Source organism: Hymenobacter siberiensis (assembly GCF_018967865.2).
GTDB lineage: Bacteria > Bacteroidota > Bacteroidia > Cytophagales > Hymenobacteraceae > Hymenobacter > Hymenobacter siberiensis.
In genome coordinates this window covers 4,450,133-4,466,497 of record NZ_JAHLZY020000001.1, presented here as the reverse complement: position 1 = coordinate 4,466,497, position 16,365 = coordinate 4,450,133, and the positions used below count along the sequence as shown (strand labels likewise).

At 62.6% G+C, this 16,365-nt stretch carries 19 protein-coding genes and 1 riboswitch; of the genes, 12 read left to right on the top strand and 7 right to left on the bottom strand.

Features of this window, described 5'->3' with window-relative positions; translation table 11 throughout:
• Positions 1 to 18: 18 nt before the first annotated feature.
• Entirely contained in the window at positions 19 to 990 is a 972-nt protein-coding gene (locus tag KQ659_RS19770; RefSeq protein WP_216690542.1) for a YihY/virulence factor BrkB family protein, read from the top strand.
• A 162-nt stretch (positions 991 to 1,152) separates the two neighbouring features.
• A complete protein-coding gene (locus KQ659_RS19765; protein WP_216690543.1) occupies positions 1,153 to 2,163 on the top strand; it encodes a hypothetical protein in 1,011 nt (336 codons plus the stop codon).
• An 89-nt stretch (positions 2,164 to 2,252) separates the two neighbouring features.
• Here the strand turns inward: KQ659_RS19765 and rlmN are convergent, their stop codons facing one another.
• Complete coding sequence (gene rlmN / locus KQ659_RS19760) at positions 2,253 to 3,332, bottom strand: 23S rRNA (adenine(2503)-C(2))-methyltransferase RlmN (RefSeq protein ID WP_216679515.1); 1,080 nt, start codon at positions 3,330 to 3,332, stop codon at positions 2,253 to 2,255.
• A gap of 76 nt (positions 3,333 to 3,408) precedes the next feature.
• A riboswitch (TPP riboswitch) is annotated at positions 3,409 to 3,507 on the top strand.
• Positions 3,508 to 3,587: 80 nt separating this feature from the next.
• Here rlmN and thiS point away from each other — a divergent pair.
• The 6 genes from thiS to thiH all read left to right on the top strand — a co-directional run bounded on the left by thiS (position 3,588) and on the right by thiH (position 9,342).
• On the top strand, positions 3,588 to 3,791 hold the full coding sequence (thiS, locus tag KQ659_RS19755; protein ID WP_216679516.1) for a sulfur carrier protein ThiS: 204 nt from the start codon (positions 3,588 to 3,590) through the stop codon (positions 3,789 to 3,791).
• A gap of 169 nt (positions 3,792 to 3,960) precedes the next feature.
• A complete protein-coding gene (gene thiC, locus KQ659_RS19750) occupies positions 3,961 to 5,838 on the top strand; it encodes a phosphomethylpyrimidine synthase ThiC (protein ID WP_216679517.1) in 1,878 nt (625 codons plus the stop codon).
• 148 nt (positions 5,839 to 5,986) lie between these two features.
• A complete protein-coding gene (locus tag KQ659_RS19745; protein WP_216690544.1) occupies positions 5,987 to 6,730 on the top strand; it encodes a hydroxymethylpyrimidine/phosphomethylpyrimidine kinase in 744 nt (247 codons plus the stop codon).
• A 6-nt stretch (positions 6,731 to 6,736) separates the two neighbouring features.
• Positions 6,737 to 7,360 carry a thiamine phosphate synthase gene (locus tag KQ659_RS19740; RefSeq protein ID WP_216690545.1) on the top strand — a complete coding sequence of 208 codons (624 nt, stop codon included), beginning with the start codon at positions 6,737 to 6,739 and terminating at the stop codon, positions 7,358 to 7,360.
• Between the two features lie 5 nt (positions 7,361 to 7,365).
• Positions 7,366 to 8,148, top strand: coding sequence for a thiazole synthase (locus KQ659_RS19735; protein ID WP_216679520.1), 783 nt, complete (start codon positions 7,366 to 7,368; stop codon positions 8,146 to 8,148).
• Positions 8,149 to 8,232: 84 nt separating this feature from the next.
• Entirely contained in the window at positions 8,233 to 9,342 is a 1,110-nt protein-coding gene (thiH, locus tag KQ659_RS19730) for a 2-iminoacetate synthase ThiH (protein ID WP_216679521.1), read from the top strand.
• A 30-nt stretch (positions 9,343 to 9,372) separates the two neighbouring features.
• Here the strand turns inward: thiH and KQ659_RS19725 are convergent, their stop codons facing one another.
• Together KQ659_RS19725 and KQ659_RS19720 are read right to left on the bottom strand one after the other, a co-directional pair.
• Positions 9,373 to 9,981: a thiamine phosphate synthase gene (locus KQ659_RS19725; RefSeq protein WP_216690546.1), complete on the bottom strand. Its 609-nt coding sequence runs from the start codon at positions 9,979 to 9,981 to the stop codon at positions 9,373 to 9,375.
• 6 nt (positions 9,982 to 9,987) lie between these two features.
• A complete protein-coding gene (locus tag KQ659_RS19720; RefSeq protein WP_216685759.1) occupies positions 9,988 to 10,413 on the bottom strand; it encodes a thioesterase family protein in 426 nt (141 codons plus the stop codon).
• A gap of 21 nt (positions 10,414 to 10,434) precedes the next feature.
• On the opposite strand from KQ659_RS19720, the gene mnmD reads away from it, so the two are divergent.
• Entirely contained in the window at positions 10,435 to 11,142 is a 708-nt protein-coding gene (gene mnmD, locus KQ659_RS19715) for a tRNA (5-methylaminomethyl-2-thiouridine)(34)-methyltransferase MnmD (protein ID WP_216690547.1), read from the top strand.
• A 71-nt stretch (positions 11,143 to 11,213) separates the two neighbouring features.
• Here mnmD and KQ659_RS19710 read toward each other — a convergent pair whose 3' ends face one another.
• Together KQ659_RS19710 and KQ659_RS19705 are read right to left on the bottom strand one after the other, a co-directional pair.
• Positions 11,214 to 11,594, bottom strand: a complete 381-nt coding sequence (locus KQ659_RS19710; protein ID WP_216690548.1) for a LytR/AlgR family response regulator transcription factor — start codon at positions 11,592 to 11,594, stop codon at positions 11,214 to 11,216.
• 421 nt (positions 11,595 to 12,015) lie between these two features.
• Positions 12,016 to 12,411: a hypothetical protein gene (locus KQ659_RS19705; protein WP_216690549.1), complete on the bottom strand. Its 396-nt coding sequence runs from the start codon at positions 12,409 to 12,411 to the stop codon at positions 12,016 to 12,018.
• 279 nt (positions 12,412 to 12,690) lie between these two features.
• On the opposite strand from KQ659_RS19705, the gene KQ659_RS19700 reads away from it, so the two are divergent.
• The 3 genes from KQ659_RS19700 to KQ659_RS19690 all read left to right on the top strand — a co-directional run bounded on the left by KQ659_RS19700 (position 12,691) and on the right by KQ659_RS19690 (position 14,690).
• Positions 12,691 to 13,089, top strand: a complete 399-nt coding sequence (locus KQ659_RS19700; RefSeq protein WP_216690550.1) for a DUF2157 domain-containing protein — start codon at positions 12,691 to 12,693, stop codon at positions 13,087 to 13,089.
• Positions 13,090 to 13,094: 5 nt separating this feature from the next.
• A complete protein-coding gene (locus tag KQ659_RS19695; protein WP_216690551.1) occupies positions 13,095 to 13,976 on the top strand; it encodes a hypothetical protein in 882 nt (293 codons plus the stop codon).
• A 162-nt stretch (positions 13,977 to 14,138) separates the two neighbouring features.
• Positions 14,139 to 14,690 (top strand): GDYXXLXY domain-containing protein, encoded by a 552-nt coding sequence (locus KQ659_RS19690; RefSeq protein ID WP_216679527.1) that lies wholly within the window; start codon positions 14,139 to 14,141, stop codon positions 14,688 to 14,690.
• A 97-nt stretch (positions 14,691 to 14,787) separates the two neighbouring features.
• Here the strand turns inward: KQ659_RS19690 and KQ659_RS19685 are convergent, their stop codons facing one another.
• Positions 14,788 to 15,633, bottom strand: coding sequence for an energy transducer TonB (locus KQ659_RS19685; protein ID WP_216679528.1), 846 nt, complete (start codon positions 15,631 to 15,633; stop codon positions 14,788 to 14,790).
• Between the two features lie 133 nt (positions 15,634 to 15,766).
• Positions 15,767 to 16,354 carry a 5-formyltetrahydrofolate cyclo-ligase gene (locus KQ659_RS19680; protein WP_216690812.1) on the bottom strand — a complete coding sequence of 196 codons (588 nt, stop codon included), beginning with the start codon at positions 16,352 to 16,354 and terminating at the stop codon, positions 15,767 to 15,769.
• Positions 16,355 to 16,365 lie beyond the last annotated feature (11 nt).

Here is a 16,365-nt window from a genome sequence, read left to right as displayed (position 1 = left end):
TTATCTATCCAGCTCTGCATGGCCACCAACTATAGGTTTTCCGACGTTATTGCCGTCCTCAAGTCCTCGGCGGGCGAGTTCAGTAACAATAACTCCTTTCGGCATGCGGCGGCGCTGTCGTACTACACCATCTTCTCCCTGCCGCCGCTGTTGCTCATCGTCATCACAGTAGCCAGCGCCGCGTATGGCGGCGAGGCCATCACGGGCCAGATATACGGCCAGCTGAAGGGCTTGGTGGGGTCCGATTCTGCCAAATTTTTGCAGGACAGCATTGCCAAGTTCACCGTGCAGCAGCGCGGGCCGCTGGCCACCACCATCGGCGTGGCTACGCTCATATTTGCGGCCACCACCTTCTTCGTCACCCTCCAGGAGAGCCTCAACGATATCTGGAACCTGAAGGTGAAAACCAACGGCATCGGCATCCGGGCCTTCCTCAAGCAGCGCTTTTTGTCGTTTGGGCTGATTTTGAGTGTGGCCCTGCTGCTGCTCATCTCCTTCGTGGTGAGTGCCGTGCTCAGCGCCTTCACCGGCTGGCTCCAGCAGTTGCTGCCCGAAATCGGGATTATTGCCATCAAAATCGTTGACTTCGCGCTGTCGCTGGGCGTTACCACGCTGCTTTTTGCGCTCATCTACCGGTTTCTGCCCGATGCTATTATCCGCTGGCGCGATGTAGGCGTGGGGGCCTTCATCACAGCGCTGCTCTTCGTGATTGGCAAGTTCCTCATCGCGTTCTACATCGCCAAGTCCGACCCTGGCTCGGCGTTTGGGGCGGCGGGCTCGGCCATTGTGCTGCTGTTGTGGGTCAACTATTCGTCGCTCATCATCTTCTTCGGGGCCGAATTCACCCAGGAATTTGCCGATGCCTTCGGCCAGCGCGTGCAGCCCAAAGCCCACGCCGTGCGCGTGCGTCTGGAAGAAATAGCCCCCGGCGAGTCGGACGAGGAAATGGCCACCGGCCGCCCGCGCTCCACAGGCAAGTGGCGCAAATAGGGCGGCGCAACGGCGCACTATCGGGATGCAGCGCCGGAAGGGAAATGAATTGATTGAGCCAAAAAGGCTTATGCGGCTAAAAGTTCTGCAAGATTAACGCTTGCTTTGCAACGGTTTGGCGGTGAAGAGACATCTTTGGGGAATATTTCATTTCCGCTTCATATGACTCCAGCTTTCCGCAGCCTTCTTTGTAGCCTTGCGCTGGCGCTGCCCGCCGCCGCACTGGCCCAAACCACTTCCCCGCCCACGTCGGCCTCGCCCACCACCAACGAGTACCTGCTGGGCCGCACCTACCGCGTCGAAACCACCAAAGGCACCACCTTCACCGGTAGCCTGGTGGGCCTCAGCCTCAATGGCCTGGAGTTCGACAGCCCGGAGCTGGGCCACATCAGCCTGCAGCGCGACCAGGTCCGGCACGCCGATTTGCAGGGTGAAGCCCCCGGCCGCGCCAAAGCAGGCTACTACGACATTGGCAACGGCACGCGCCTCTTCAACGCGCCCACCGCCCGGGGCGTGCGCCGGGGCGAAGGCACGCTGCTCACCACCTACCTCTTTTTTGTGGGGGGCGAATACGGCATCACTGATAATTTCTCCGTTGGAGCCACGGTTTCGCTCATTCCGGGAGTTTCGCTGTCGCAGCAGGCCTTTGTGCTGTCGCCCAAGTTCACGGCCCCCATCAGCGAGAAGGTGCACCTGGGCGCGGGCGTTATCTACGCCAACATTCCCTTCGATGACAGCAACAGCGGCGGGGCCGGCATCGGCTACGGCGCCCTCACCTACGGCGGGGCCGACGACAACCTGACCTTGGGCCTGGGCTACGGCTTCACCAGCGGCGAAATCGGCAAAACGCCGGTTATCCAGCTCGGGGGCCAGAAGCGTATCTCGCGCCGCATATCCCTGGTTACCGAAAACTACATCGTGGCCGACAGCAAAGCCGGCTTGGGCGGCCTCTACGGTGTCAAGTTCAACTGGCGGCGCACCAGCCTGGGCGTGGCGGCGGCCTATGGCTACCTCTTCTCGCACGACGAGCAGCGGACCGACTACTACTACGACCCCAACACGGGCGCGTACCTTCCCTATACATCAAACCGACACGTAGACAGTCATTTCGGCGCTACTTACATCATCCCCGTGTATCTGGACTTTGCCTTTCGCTTCGGCAGTAAGAAGTAAGCCGGTTGCGTTTGTTGTATTGACAAGAAGGCCCGTTTCCAATCTGGAAACGGGCCTTCTTCGTGAAAAATAACGCGGATAAAAGCTGCTTACGCGGCCGTCTTTTCTTCCTTCACGGCCAGCTGCCCACAGGCGGCGTCGATGTCCTTGCCCCGCGAGCGGCGGATGTTGGTTTGCACGCCGCGGTCGGCCAGGTACTTGTGGAAGGCCGTGATTTTATCGGCCGCCGCGTTCTGGTAATCAGCGTTTTCGATGGGGTTGTACTCGATGAGGTTCACCTTGCAGGGCAGCCACTTGGCAATTTTGGAGAGGTGCTCGGCATCGTCCAGCCCATCGTTGAAGCCGTCGAACACGATGTATTCATACGTGACTTTGCGGCCGGTTTTCTGGTGGTAGTACTGCAGGGCTTCCTTCAGCGCGGCCAGGGAGTTGGCTTCGTTGATGGGCATAATTTCGTTGCGCTTGGCATCCGTGGGGGCGTGCAGTGAGAGGGCCAGGTTGGCCTTCACGTCATCGTCGGCCAGCTTTTTAATCATCTTGGCAATGCCGGCCGTGCTGATGGTGATGCGGCGCGGGGCCATGTTCAGGCCGTCGGGCGAGGTGATGCGGCGCACGCTTTCCACCACGTTGGCGTAGTTGAGCAGGGGCTCGCCCATGCCCATGTACACAATGTTGGTGAGCGGCGTGCCGTACTGCGCCTCGCACTGCTCCCGAATGCGCACCACCTGGTCGTAAATCTCGGCCGCGTCGAGGTTGCGCTTGCGGTCCATGTAGCCGGTGGCGCAGAACTTGCACGTCAGTGAGCAGCCTACCTGGCTTGAGATGCAGGCCGTCATGCGTGTATCGTGCGGAATGAGCACGCCCTCCACCACGTTGCCATCGTACAGCCGGAAGGCTGATTTGATGGTGCCGTCGTTGCTGAGCTGCTTGTTTTGTACCGTCACGCCGTTGATGGCGAAGTGCTTGTCCAGCAGCTCGCGGGTGGCCACCGAGATGTTATTCATCTCCTCAAAGGTGGCGGCGGTGTTCTTCCACAGCCACTCAGTTACCTGCTTGGCGCGGAAAGGCTTCTCGCCGTGCTCCACCATAAAGGCCTTGAGCTCGTCGGACGAGGTTTTACGAATGTCGCGCTTGGTAACGGTGGGGGCGAGGGGCAATTCTAGCAGCATAGTGCAAAGATACAAGCAGGCAGGGCGTTGGGTTCCGCGTTGCTAGTTGTTTGGCAAAAGTCGCCTATCTTTGTTGCATAAACTTTAGGGGTGCTGCGCTTCGCCGTAGCTGAGATGATACCCTTGGAACCTGATTCTGGCTAATACCAGCGAAGGGAAAAGTACTGGTCCGCCCTGCGGCTGCCTTTCGGGGCGGGTCGTGGCCGACACCCACTATTGTTTATGGCTTTCTCCGTCCCAACTAATTCTGGTTGCATGGTCTGCTATATCAATAATTCTCCTCAGGAAGCGGCTGATAACCAGTCGCTCATCGACCTGCTCACCGCGCGCGGCATCACCGAGCCGCGCGGCCTGGCCGTGGCCGTGAACGACGCCGTGGTACCCCGCGCCGAGTGGTCGTCCCTCCAATTGCACGAACAAGACCGGGTTACCATCATCCGCGCCACGCAGGGCGGGTAGGGGCTTCGCCTGTCATCTCACGTCTGTTATCCTGAGCTTGCGAAGGACCTTATCACGCTCGCATCGATTGAGTTACTGCAAATTGCTCGGCGGTGATAAGGTCCTTCGCAAGCTCAGGATGACAGATGACAACCAACCAATCAACCATCACACTTTTCAACAGAGATAGATGAAGAAGAAAGACCAGGCCCCCCAGAAGACGCTGGTGGAGCGCCAGCCCCTCACCGGCTCCCGCAAAATCTACGTGCAAGGCAAGCTGCATCCCGAAATCCGGGTGGCCATGCGCGAAATCATCCTGGCTGATACCGAGCGCCAGTTCGATTTCGGCTTCCCTTCGGAGAAAAACCCGCCCGTGACGGTGTACGACACCAGTGGCCCCTACACCGACCCCAACGTCGAAATCGACTTGAAAAAAGGCCTGCCCCGCCTGCGTGAAAGCTGGATTCTGGACCGTGGCGACGTGGAGCAGCTGTCCGGCACCACCTCCGACTACGGCCAGCAGCGCGCCGCCGACCAGCAGCTCGACCACCTGCGCTTCGAGCACATCGCGGCCCCGCTGCGCGCCAAGCCGGGCTCCAACGTGAGCCAGATGCACTATGCCAAAAAGGGCCTCATCACGCCCGAGATGGAGTACATCGCCATCCGCGAAAACCAACGCTTCGACGAGCTGCCGGCTGACGACCCGTTGCGCACCCAGCACCGCGGCCACAGCTTCGGGGCCAACACGCCGGAGGGCCACATCACCGCCGAGTTCGTGCGCCAGGAAGTGGCCGCCGGCCGCGCCGTCATACCCTCCAACATCAACCACCCGGAAAGCGAGCCAATGATTATCGGGCGCAATTTTCTGGTGAAAATCAACACCAATATCGGCAATTCGGCCGTTACGTCATCCATTGAGGAAGAGGTGGATAAGGCCGTGTGGAGCTGCCGCTGGGGCGGCGACACGCTGATGGATTTGAGCACGGGCAAGAACATCCACGAAACCCGCGAGTGGATTATCCGCAACTGTCCGGTGCCAGTGGGCACGGTGCCCATCTATCAGGCGCTGGAAAAGGTGAATGGCAAGGCCGAAGACCTGACCTGGGAGCTGTTCCGCGACACGCTGATTGAGCAGGCCGAGCAGGGCGTGGACTATTTCACCATCCACGCCGGCGTGCTGCTGCGCTATGTACCGATGACCGCCAAGCGCGTGACCGGCATCGTATCGCGGGGCGGTTCCATTATGGCTAAATGGTGCCTGGCACACCATCAGGAGAGCTTCCTCTATACGCACTTTGAGGAAATCTGCGAAATCATGAAGGCCTACGACGTGGCCTTCTCGCTGGGCGACGGCCTGCGTCCCGGCTCCATCGCCGATGCCAACGATGAGGCCCAGTTTGCCGAGCTGGAAACCCTGGGCGAGCTCACCAAAATTGCCTGGAAGCACGACGTGCAGGTAATGATTGAGGGCCCCGGCCACGTGCCCATGCACCTCATCAAGGAGAACATGGAGAAGCAGCTGAAGGAGTGCCACGAAGCGCCCTTCTACACGCTGGGCCCGCTCACCACGGACATAGCGCCGGGCTACGACCACATCACCTCCGCCATTGGCGCGGCCATGATTGGCTGGTTTGGCACAGCCATGCTCTGCTACGTGACCCCCAAGGAGCACCTCGGCCTGCCCAACAAGCAGGACGTGAAGGACGGTGTGATTGCCTACAAAATTGCCGCCCACGCCGCCGACCTGGCTAAAGGCCACCCGGGAGCCCAGTACCGCGACAACGCCCTGAGCAAAGCCCGCTTCGAGTTCCGCTGGGAAGACCAGTTCAACCTGAGCCTCGACCCCGACACTGCCCGCGAATACCACGACGAAACCCTGCCCGCCGAAGGCGCCAAAGTGGCCCACTTCTGCTCGATGTGCGGCCCGCACTTCTGCTCGATGAAAATCACGCAGGAAGTGCGCGACTACGCGGCCAAGCAGGATATGACGGCTAGTGAGGTTTTGGCGAAAGGGATGGTAGAAAAGTCGAAGGAATTTGTGGAAAAGGGTAGCGAGATTTATTTCTAACGCCCTCCTGAAAAAAAGAACGTCATGCTGAGCGCAGCCGAAGCATCTCTACCGCACAAGTAATCAAGCCGATTCAACGAAGCGGTAGAGATGCTTCGGCTGCGCTCAGCATGACGTTCATCCAAGCACCAGAAACCAAGTACCACCCATGCGCCCCTACGCCCTCACCATTGCCGGCTTCGACCCCAGCGCGGGCGCGGGCCTGCTGGCCGACGTGAAAACGCTGGAAGCCAGCGGCGTGTACGGCCTGGGCGTGTGCACCGCCCTCACGGTGCAGAACGATGTGGCGTTTGAGCGCGTGCGCTGGGTGCCGGCCGCTGAAATCCGCGACCAGCTACGCATTCTGTTCGCGCGCTTTCAAGTCGACTTCATCAAAATTGGCCTTATTGAAAGCCTGCCACAGCTGCTGGAGCTGATTGGCTGGCTGAAAAGCCAGAATCGAAACCTGCAAATCGTGTGGGACCCGGTGCTGAAAGCCACGGCCGGCTACGAGTTTCACCGCGCCATCGACCGCGACCTGATCTGCGCCCTGTGCGCCGAAATGGCCCTCATCACCCCCAATCAGCCCGAAATGCTGCGCCTCTGGCCCGGTGAATCGGCTGAGGCGGCGGCGGCCGTGGCGAATTTTTGCCCGGTGCTGCTGAAGGGCGGGCACGCGGCGGGCGAGCTGTCGACTGACGTGCTGCTGGAAGGCGGGCGGCGGCATGCGTTTTCGGCGGCGCGGTTGGCGCATGGCGAGAAGCACGGCAGCGGCTGCGTGCTGTCGTCGGCGGTGCTGGCGGGGCTCGCGAAAGGGGAGGGGCTCGTGGAAGCCTGCCGGACGGGCAAGGAGTATGTCACCGCATTTCTGGCCAGCAACGATTCGCTGCTGGGGTACCATTCAAACGCATAATTCCTAATGAAAATCAATTCCCTCCACTATATCACCGCCAGTCCCGAGGCGGCTGAGCTGGCTTGCCAGTGCGGTGTGCGCTGGGTGCAGCTGCGGGTGAAAAACCAGCCGCCCGCCATCTGGAAGCAGCTGGCGCTGGAAACGCAGGCCGTGTGCCGCCGCCATGGGGCCACGCTCATCATCAATGATAATCCGGTGCTGGCGCAGGAAATCGGGGCCGGGGGCGTGCACCTGGGCCAGCAGGATTTGCCGCCTGACGAAGCCCGCCAGATGCTGGGGGCACGTTTCATCGTCGGCGGTACGGCCAACACCTTTGCCGACGTGCAGCGGCTGGCGGCGGCCGGGGTCGACTACGTGGGGCTGGGGCCGTTTCGCTTCACCACGACAAAAGAAAAGCTAAGCCCGGTGTTGGGCCTGGCGGGCTACGCCGATATCATGCAGCAGTGCCGGGCGGCGGGCATTGCCGTGCCGGTTATTGGCATTGGGGGCGTTCTGCTGGCCGATGTGGCCGCGCTGCTGGCAACGGGGCTGCACGGCGTGGCGGTGTCGGGGGCCATTGGGGCGGCCGAAAATCCGGCGGTGGCAGCCGGGCAGTTTGTTCGTGAATTAACGGGGGTAGAAGCCATTTAACGAGTATGTTGACTAAAAAACTGGTTATCGCCGGCCGGGAGTTTACCTCGCGCCTGTTCACCGGCACGGGCAAATTCAGCTCCTCGGCTTTGATGGAGGAAGCCCTGCTGGCTTCCGGCTCGGAGCTGGTGACGGTGGCCCTGAAACGGGTGGACGTGGCCAATGCCGAGGATGATATCCTGCGCCACCTCGCGCACCCGCAGTTCCACCTGCTGCCCAATACCTCTGGCGTACGCACGGCCAAAGAAGCCGTTTTTGCCGCCCAGCTGGCCCGCGAGGCGCTGGAAACCAACTGGCTCAAGCTCGAAATCCACCCCGACCCCAAGTACCTGCTGCCTGACCCCATCGAAACCCTAAAAGCCGCTGAGGAGCTGGTGAAGCTGGGCTTCGTGGTACTGCCCTACATCCACGCCGACCCGGTGCTGTGCAAGCGGCTGGAAGAAGTGGGCGTGGCGGCGGTGATGCCCCTGGGTTCGCCCATCGGCTCCAACAAGGGCTTGCTGACGCGAGAATTTCTGGAAATCATCATCGGCCAGAGCAAGGTGCCGGTGGTGGTGGATGCCGGCATCGGGGCCCCCTCGCACGCGGCGGCAGCCCTGGAAATGGGCGCTGATGCCGTGCTGGTGAACACGGCCATTGCCGTGGCCGGCAACCCGGTAGCCATGGCCACGGCCTTTCGCCTAGCCGTGGAGGCTGGGCGCATGGCCTACGAGGCGCGGCTGGCCGGGCCGGTAGCGCACACCGAGGCGGTGGCGAGCTCGCCGCTCACGGCGTTTCTGGATATGTAAAGTTGAGTCCTGATGGTACTTGAAAAGAACGTCATGCAGAGCGTAGCGAAGCATGATGTTCACGTTTAAAAAACAACCTTCAACATGAGCTTCCAACCTATTTTCGAGGCCCAGCCCTGGGACGACGTGAAGGCCAGCATCTACGCCAAAACGGCCGCCGACGTAGCGCACGCCCTGGCCGCGCCGCAGCGCACGCTGGAAGACTTCAAGGCGCTGATTTCGCCCGCCGCCGCGCCGTATCTGGAGCAGATGGCGCAGCTCAGCCACCAGCTCACGCGCAAGCGGTTTGGCAACACCCTGCAGCTGTATGCGCCGCTGTACCTGAGCAATGAGTGCCAGAATATCTGCACGTACTGCGGCTTCAGCCTCGATAATAAGATTGCCCGGCGCACCCTCAGCAGCGTGGAAATGCTGCTGGAAGCGGCCGTGCTCAAGGACTGGGGCTACGACCACGTGCTGCTCGTGACCGGCGAGGCCAACGTGACGGTGGGCGTGGACTACCTCGAAAAGGCCCTGCGTACGCTGCGCACGCAGTTCGCGCATCTCTCCATGGAAGTGCAGCCGCTGGACCAGGCCGACTACGAGCGCCTGATTCCAGAGGGCCTGAATACGGTGCTGGTGTACCAGGAAACTTACCACCGTGCCGACTACAAAAAGCACCATCCCAAGGGCAAGAAATCGAACTTCGACTACCGCCTCGACACGCCCGACCGGCTGGGCCGGGCCGGCATCCACAAAATGGGGCTGGGCGTGCTCATCGGGCTTGAAGACTGGCGCACCGACTGCTTCTACACCGCTCTGCACTTGGATTATCTCGAAAAAACCTACTGGCAGACCAAGTACAGCTTGTCGTTTCCGCGTCTGCGGCCGGCCGAAGGCATGCTTCAGCCCAAAGTGGAAATGAGCGACCGCGAGCTGGTGCAGCTCATTTGCGCCTACCGCATCTGGAACGGCGAGGTGGAACTGTCGATTTCGACCCGCGAAAGCCCGGTTTTCCGCGACCACGTCATTAAGCTGGGCATCACCAGCATCAGCGCGGGCTCCAAAACCAACCCCGGCGGCTACGCCGTGGCCCCGGAGTCGCTGGAGCAATTCGAGATTTCCGATGAGCGCACCCCCGCTGAAGTGGCAGCCATGCTGCGCCGCCAGGGCTACGAGCCGGTGTGGAAAGACTGGGACGCAGCCCTGGCCTAAGCCACCGCGCCGCGTACTGCAAAGCACACACTACACCTGCTCCTGCAGCTGCCGCAGGGCCGCCACCGGGTCCGGGCTTTGCCAGATAGTGCCCAGCACAGCCGCGCCCGCGAAGCCAGCCACCTGCACCAGCGCCAGGTTGGTGGCCGCAATGCCGCCCAGCGCCAGCACCGGCGCGTGGTAGCCGGCCCGGCCCGCCTGCCGCTGGAAAAACGCCCGCAGCTCGGGCAGCTTGAAGGTGCTGCCGTAGCCCTCCTTGCTGATGCTGTCGAAAATCGGGCTCAGAAAAACGTAGTCGTAGCGGCGGCGGTGCCGGTCGATTTCGGCCAGCGAGTGGAAGGACGTGGAGAGCGTCTGGCCGGGCAGGAGGGTAGGGCGGCGCACGGTGGCGGCGCGCTGCTGCCCCGTGAGGTGCAGACCGCCGAGGCGGTAACGCCGTACCAGCTCGGGGTGCCCGTGCAGCACCAGCCGCGCGTGAAACTGCGCGGGAATGGCCTGAATCAGGTCTTCGACCGGTGCGGCGGGCCAGCCGGGCTTGCGCAGGTGCAGGGTTTTGGAACCCGCGCCGAGCAGGGCAGCGAGCAGGCGTGCCTCATCGGGCAGGGCCGTGGGCGCGGTGAGGAGGACGAGGCGAAACACGGGCGGCTATTGCAGCTGCGCGGCCAGCTCCTCGGGCAGCAGGCGCAGCTTATGGGTGTTGTAGTCGAAGCAGAGCATCCCGGTTTTGGCGCGGGCCACCTCCTTGCCGGCCTGGTTGTGCACGTGGTACACCACGTCGAAGCCGTATTTATTGAGGTCGTTGCCGGCCATCTGCACGCGCAGCACGTCGCCGTGGAAAGCTTCACCCTTGTACTCCACGGCCACATCCACCATGATGAGGCCGAGCTTGGTGACGGCATCGTAGTCATTCGGCACACCGATGGAGCGCAGGAAATGCACCCGTGCCTCGTGTAGGATTCCCAGCATGGCGTCGTTGCCCACGTGCCCACCGTAGTTGAGGTCGGTGATGCGAACCGGAATTTCGGTGATGAAGGAGAAGGTATCGGGCAGGGCTACTTTTACGCGGGGCATATTTTTAATGAAGAATGAGGAATGAAAAATCAGGAATTCTCCAGCGAGCCAAAGGTAGAGGTGCGCCGCACGGCCGACGGCTCGGCCACGCTTTTCGTGCCGGCCCTGAATGAGCATTACCACTCGCAGCACGGGGCGCGGCAGGAGTCGGCGCATGTCTTCATCCGGCACGGGCTGGCCCCGCTGCTGCCCGCCGCCGCCGCAACCGGCCAGTCCCTACGCATCCTCGAAATCGGCCTCGGTACCGGCCTGAACGCGCTATTAACGCTGGAAGCCGCCCAGGCCGCCGGCGCTTTCATCGAGTACGACGGCCTCGAAACCTTCCCGCTGCCGCCCGCCGTGGTGGCCGCCCTGCAACCCGAGTGGGACGAGCGCGGCACCCCCATCAAAGAACTGTTTGCCGAGCTGCACGCCGCGCCCTGGGATGCGCCGGTGGAATTGCTGCCCGGCTTCCGGCTACGCAAGCGGCACCAGTCGCTGCAAGCCGCCGCGCTGCCCGCCGGTCAGTACAACCTGTTTTATTTCGATGCCTTCGCCCCCGAAAAGCAGCCCGAGCTGTGGACGGAAGCCGTGTTTGCCCAGCTCTACGCCGCCGCCGCGCCCGGCGCGGTACTGGTGACCTACTGCGCTCAGGGTCAGTTTCGCCGCAACCTGCGCGCCGCCGGCTGGCTGACGGAAAAGCTGCCCGGCCCCCCCGGCAAGCGCGAGATGACGCGGGCCGTGAAATAGGGTGTAGCGTGGACTCTGCGAGTCCGCGTGTTGACCGAACGACATGCGCACTCGCAGAGTCCACGCTACAATTACCCTTCCAGCCAGCGGCGGAACTCGGGGGTTTGGGCGGCGCTGGTGGTGAGGGTGAGGCCGGGGGCGCGCAGCTTCACGGCGAGGCGGTTGTTGAAGTACGGCTCGGCCCGCTCGATGAAGGCCACGTTTACCAGCTCGGAGCGGTTGAGGCGGCCGAAGCGGCTGGGGTCGAGCTGGCGCTCCAGCTCGGCCAGCGTGCCGCTGAGGGGGTAGCGCGTGCCGGCCCCGTCCACGGCGAAGGTTACGCCCTCGTCGGCCTGCAGGTAGGCAATGTCGGCGGTCTGGAGCAGGTAGAGGCCGTTGCGCATCCGCACCGAAAAGCGCTGCTTGTAGGCCGGCTGGCTGTGCTGGCGCAGGGCCTGGGTGAGCTCGCGCATCACATCCGGGGGCAGGCTGGGCGTGGGCGGGGGCGGCGCGAGGTTGGTGCGCAGCCGCTCGTATTTGGCCAGGGCGGCCTGCAGCTGCTCCAGGGTGAAGGGCTTGAGCAGGTAGGCAATGCCGTTGCCCTGGAACGCGGCCAGCAGAAACTGGTCGTAGGCCGTGGTGAAGATGATGGGGCAGGCCGGCCAGCGCCGGGTTGGCCGTCGGCTGCCGCAGCATGGTAACCACCGAATCCAACTGGGGGCGGAGGGATTGGGACGGTGGGCTTTTCCGCAGCAGGGCCGCCAGGTAATCAGCGGCCAGCGGTAGGTCCTGGAGTTGGTCGAGGCCGAGAAAGCGGACTTTGCGGGTTGCGGGCAGCGTCAGGTTCCAGGCCCGGATGCGCCGGAGCTTGGCCCGGAAATCCTGGTTGGCCCACTAGGAGGTTTCCGCCAGCCAGCTGCGGAAAACCAGGTCCAGGGTTGCTGCATCGCCCGTGCGCAGGTACTCGTTCAGGTAATAGGCCTTGGCGCAGTCTACTTCGGCCACGTAGGTACGCACGCCGGCCCGCTGGTTCAGGTGCTTGAGCAGGGCGAAATCTAACTCCTGGGGCCGCTGCACGCCGTGCGCCTCGCCCAGCAAAAACAACTGGTTGTCGTAGAACGTCTCGTCGAAGAGCTGGAATGCCGGGGCCTCGCCCGCGATGGTTTCCTGCGGCACCCCGGCAAAAACTGTTTCAGGTTGCGCCGGGGTGGGCGTTTGGGCAAAGCTGGCCAGAGGCAGCCAGAACAACGGGGCCAGGGCCAGCCGGCGAAGCGTGTGCAGCAGTTTCATAAGCGTAGGGCTTGGGAGTGAAGAATGCCCAAAACAAGCCCCGCTGCCTACCTGCCGCCGCTAGTACCGCCCTCAATCCACTGAAATCAGCCCCGAACCCCGGCAAAAACCCCATGAGTTGCCACCCGGTCTGCGCGAAATGACGCGGCCGGAAGGTGGGATAGGAGGATGCGGAGGCAAGCGGGTGCAATGGGGAGAGCATCGCAACGCGTTGGGGATTCTCCTACCTTCGCACTTACCCTCCTGCCTCCATATCCGCTTACCCCCACATCCTACCCCTTGTCCCGCAAATTTCTCGATACCGAAAGTCCCGGCTGGGTCACCGATGGCCTCATCAGCGAGGCGCAGCAGCAGCAACTGCTGGCCCGCTACCCGCAGCAGGCCCCGGCCCTGGGCCTGCTCCCCATCCTGGGCAGCGTGCTGGTGGGCCTGAGCGGACTGAGCGTGGTAGCCGCCAACTGGCAGGGCCTGCCCACCGCCCTGCGGCTGGCGCTGCTGCTGGGCAGTTTGGTGGGCAGCTACGGTGCGGGTGCCTACTTCCTGCGGCGCGGTAACCCCGACCTCGGCCACGGCCTCATCGGGCTTGGGCTACTGCTGTTTGGGGCCAGCATCATTCTCACCAGCCAGCTTTTTCAGCTGGTGGGCTACGATGCCAGTGGCCTGCTGGCCTGGGTATAGCAGGTGTGGGCCTGAGCTACGTATACGGCTCGCGGCTGCTGGTGCTGCTCACGGTGCTCATCGGGGCAGCGGTGCAAACGTACTGCGTCGAGTCGCTGGGTATCTTCAGCTACGTCACGGCGTGGCTGGTGGTGGGCGGCATGGGCTACTACTGGTGGCGCCGGCCCGATGTGGTGGGCAGCTACGTGCTGGCCGCCGGCCTGCTCTGGCAGGTGGGCCTGCTCATCATCGTGCTACACGCCAAAATTACCTGGTTCTTTGTGCCGGCCATGGCCATCTACACGGCCGGCGACTGGCAGCTCAACCGCCTCGGTGGCCGCGCCCTACAGGTGCCGCCGCTGGTGGCGGCCTATCTATTTATGTTCGGGCTGGCGGTGTTTGGCGAAGCCGATGCCTATGCCAACGTGCTGCGGCCGCCGCTGCTGCCTTACCTGGGGGCGCTGGCGGCCGTGCTGGCCCTATCGGTAGCCGGCAAGCGGGCGCGGGGCAGCCTGGCCACCCTGCCCGAGTGGCTGCTGCTGCTGCCGGGCTTTTACTTGTCGGGCGGGTTGTCGCTGGCCGTGGCTACGCTGGTGGTGCTGTATGCCCACGCCGGCTCGGTGCTGGCCCGCGCCAACCGTGACCACGACCCGGAGCAGCTCACCATCGGCGCGGTGCTGTTTGTGGCCGCCACCGCCGTGGCCTACTTCAAGCTCACCTGGGGCTTCATGGATAAGTCGCTGTTTTTCCTGATTGGCGGTATTCTGCTGCTGGCCCTGAGTTGGTACCTGCGCCGCCGCAACGCCCAGGTACTGGCCGCCGCCGCCCCGGCCGTAGCGCAGCAGACGGGCACCCCACCCATCCCGGCCAATGACTCCGAAACCGCAGAGCCAATTCATAATTTATAATGGAGTTGTTTAGAAAGTCACAAAAGGTCCTCAAACGGTCATGCAGAGCGCAGCATCTTGCTCGCATCGTTGAACGGACGTGACGATGCGAGCAAGATGCTGCGCTGCGCTCTGCATGACCGTTCGGGGACTTTCTAAACAGCTTCAATTCATAATTATCGAATGACTGACCTGCTCTCTTGGTTCTCAAGCCCGGCGCGCCGCCGCCCGATGCTGCGCGCCCTGGTGGCCGCGCAGGTGCTCTACGTGCTGGGCGTGGCCGGCGCAGGCTACGCCACCACGGCCCTGGGCCAGAAAGTTATGCTGGCCACCACGCCCATCGACCCGCGCGACCTGCTCTACGGCGACTTCGTGCGCCTGCACTACGCCATCAGCGAAACGCCCCTGAGCCGCTGGCAAGGCCCCGCCGCCCCGCAGCGCCGCCAAGCGGTGTTCGTGCTGCTGGCCACCGGCTCCGATAGCTTCAGCACCGCCGTGGGCGTGTATCCGCAGGCCCCAAAGCCCGGCGTGGGCCAGGCCGTGCTGCGCGGCTGGGTCACGGATGTGTACCGGAGCTCGTTCAACCTGCGCTTCAACCTGGAGCGCTACTACGTGCCCGAAGGCAGCGGCCTACGTCTCGAAAAAGCCGGCCGCCTGCACCCGCTGCGGGTGCGCGTCAGCATCGCGCCCTGGGGCCAGGCCCGCATCACGGGCGTGGAGGCGGAGCTGAAGTAGGCAAAATAAGCAGCATAAAAAATGTCCGGCTCTGCTCGCGTTCGCACAGGCGAAGCAAGCGGAGCCGGACGTTTTTTATGCTGCCGGTCCGAAGTGCTTATTGAATTTTGAAGCTAATGGGCACGGTGTAGGCCACGCTCACCGCCCGGCCATTTTGCTTGCCCGGGGTGAACCGGGGCAGGGTTTTTACAGCGCGGATGGTTTCCTCGTCCAGGCCATAGCCTAGGCCTTTCACCACCTTCACATCGGAAACATCGCCCAGTGAGTTCACAATAAAGCTGACGTATATTTTGCCCTCTATCTGATTGCCAAGTGCTAGTGCCGGGTATTTCGCTGCCTTCTGGATAGCCGCTACAATGGCTTTCTGGCCACCGCCGCCCGGTAGTTCCGGCATTTGCTCCACATAAACGTACGTCGTTTCTTTTACCACATCGGCCCCAATCTCTTTGGTGCCGCCAGTATCGGTCAGCGGCCCCAGGTCGGTTGCGGAAGCCTCGCCAATGCTGGTGATGGTGGAAACGGTGGTATTGGCCAGCAGCTTCTGGTCGGGTACGTCCTCCGTAGCCTGGTCATCGGGCGTCACCTTCATTTCAACGAAGCGCGTGGCAGCCAGGTGCTGAGCCGGTGCGGCCGGAAGTACCGACTTGGGCGGGGCCGTTGTCGGGGGAGGCGTAATCACCCTTTCGGGGGCCAGCGGCGGCGCAATGAGCGTCACCTTGCCTTTGTCAAGGTCAGTCGGTACCACCAGCACATCCTCCTTCAGCAGCTGCGCTACCAACGGAAAAACCAGCAGCAAAGCCAGCATGACCGAGCCGATAATCAGTGCCCGCGTCATGTGGCGCTGGTAGTGGGCGCGGAGCTGGTAAGCCCCGTACTGGCGGTTACGACCATCGAACACGATGTCGTCGAGGCTGGCCGTCGCCAGCTGGGCATTAGTCATCATAAGGCTGCGAGTATTAGGTGAAATATACCCGGGAAACGCAATACCTTATTATCTTATTGTGAGACTGTTATGAATAAAAAATATTCCTGCCCTGAATAATAAATAGCCTGATATTCCGTTTTATCAAGATGCCTCAAAAATGCCACACCCCACCCGGCATGAGGCAGGCCGTGAGCGGCACATCGGTGGGCAACACATCGGCAATGGTGGCTACGGGTGCCTCATCCAGCACGCTCAGGCCGATGAACTGCGTTTCTGGCCGGCACCGGGCCAGAAACCGGTCGTAGAATCCTCCCCCGTAGCCCACGCGGTGGCCGGCCCGGTCCATGGCCAGCAGGGGCACCAGCACGGCATCGAAAGCGGCAGCCGGTACTTCCGTTTCGGCGGTAGCGGCAGGCTCGGGAATGCCCCAATGGCTGGGGTGCAGTGGCGTGTCCGGCGTCAGCTCGTAATGGCGCAGCGAAATCCCATCGGCCTGCACCATGGGCATGGCCAGCCGCACCGCCAGCCCCTCGGCCCAGATGCGATGGATAATTAGCCAGGTGTCCGGTTCATTGTACCGGGCCAGCGGCAGAAACAGGTGCAGCCAGCGCCACTCCGCCACCGGAAAATGCTGGAATAGCTGGTCGCACAGCTGCTGGCTATGCTGCGCGATTTCGTCGGCAGGCAGTGCTTTGCGGCGGAAAAGGGCGGCGCGGCGCAGTTCGGCTTTATCCTGCATCACAACGCGCT

Excerpts from the sequence above, each read along its gene's own strand:
- KQ659_RS19770 (WP_216690542.1), top strand. The coding sequence starts at position 19 with ATGGCCACCAACTATAGGTTTTCCGACGTTATTGCCGTCCTCAAGTCC.
- KQ659_RS19765 (WP_216690543.1), top strand. The coding sequence starts at position 1,153 with ATGACTCCAGCTTTCCGCAGCCTTCTTTGTAGCCTTGCGCTGGCGCTG.
- rlmN (WP_216679515.1), bottom strand. The coding sequence starts at position 3,332 with ATGCTGCTAGAATTGCCCCTCGCCCCCACCGTTACCAAGCGCGACATT.
- thiS (WP_216679516.1), top strand. The coding sequence starts at position 3,588 with ATGGTCTGCTATATCAATAATTCTCCTCAGGAAGCGGCTGATAACCAG.
- thiC (WP_216679517.1), top strand. The coding sequence starts at position 3,961 with ATGAAGAAGAAAGACCAGGCCCCCCAGAAGACGCTGGTGGAGCGCCAG.
- KQ659_RS19745 (WP_216690544.1), top strand. The coding sequence starts at position 5,987 with ATGCGCCCCTACGCCCTCACCATTGCCGGCTTCGACCCCAGCGCGGGC.
- KQ659_RS19740 (WP_216690545.1), top strand. The coding sequence starts at position 6,737 with ATGAAAATCAATTCCCTCCACTATATCACCGCCAGTCCCGAGGCGGCT.
- KQ659_RS19735 (WP_216679520.1), top strand. The coding sequence starts at position 7,366 with ATGTTGACTAAAAAACTGGTTATCGCCGGCCGGGAGTTTACCTCGCGC.
- thiH (WP_216679521.1), top strand. The coding sequence starts at position 8,233 with ATGAGCTTCCAACCTATTTTCGAGGCCCAGCCCTGGGACGACGTGAAG.
- KQ659_RS19720 (WP_216685759.1), bottom strand. The coding sequence starts at position 10,413 with ATGCCCCGCGTAAAAGTAGCCCTGCCCGATACCTTCTCCTTCATCACC.
- mnmD (WP_216690547.1), top strand. The coding sequence starts at position 10,435 with ATGAAAAATCAGGAATTCTCCAGCGAGCCAAAGGTAGAGGTGCGCCGC.
- KQ659_RS19710 (WP_216690548.1), bottom strand. The coding sequence starts at position 11,594 with ATGCGCGAGCTCACCCAGGCCCTGCGCCAGCACAGCCAGCCGGCCTAC.
- KQ659_RS19705 (WP_216690549.1), bottom strand. The coding sequence starts at position 12,411 with ATGAAACTGCTGCACACGCTTCGCCGGCTGGCCCTGGCCCCGTTGTTC.
- KQ659_RS19690 (WP_216679527.1), top strand. The coding sequence starts at position 14,139 with ATGACTGACCTGCTCTCTTGGTTCTCAAGCCCGGCGCGCCGCCGCCCG.
- KQ659_RS19685 (WP_216679528.1), bottom strand. The coding sequence starts at position 15,633 with ATGATGACTAATGCCCAGCTGGCGACGGCCAGCCTCGACGACATCGTG.
- KQ659_RS19680 (WP_216690812.1), bottom strand. The coding sequence starts at position 16,354 with ATGCAGGATAAAGCCGAACTGCGCCGCGCCGCCCTTTTCCGCCGCAAA.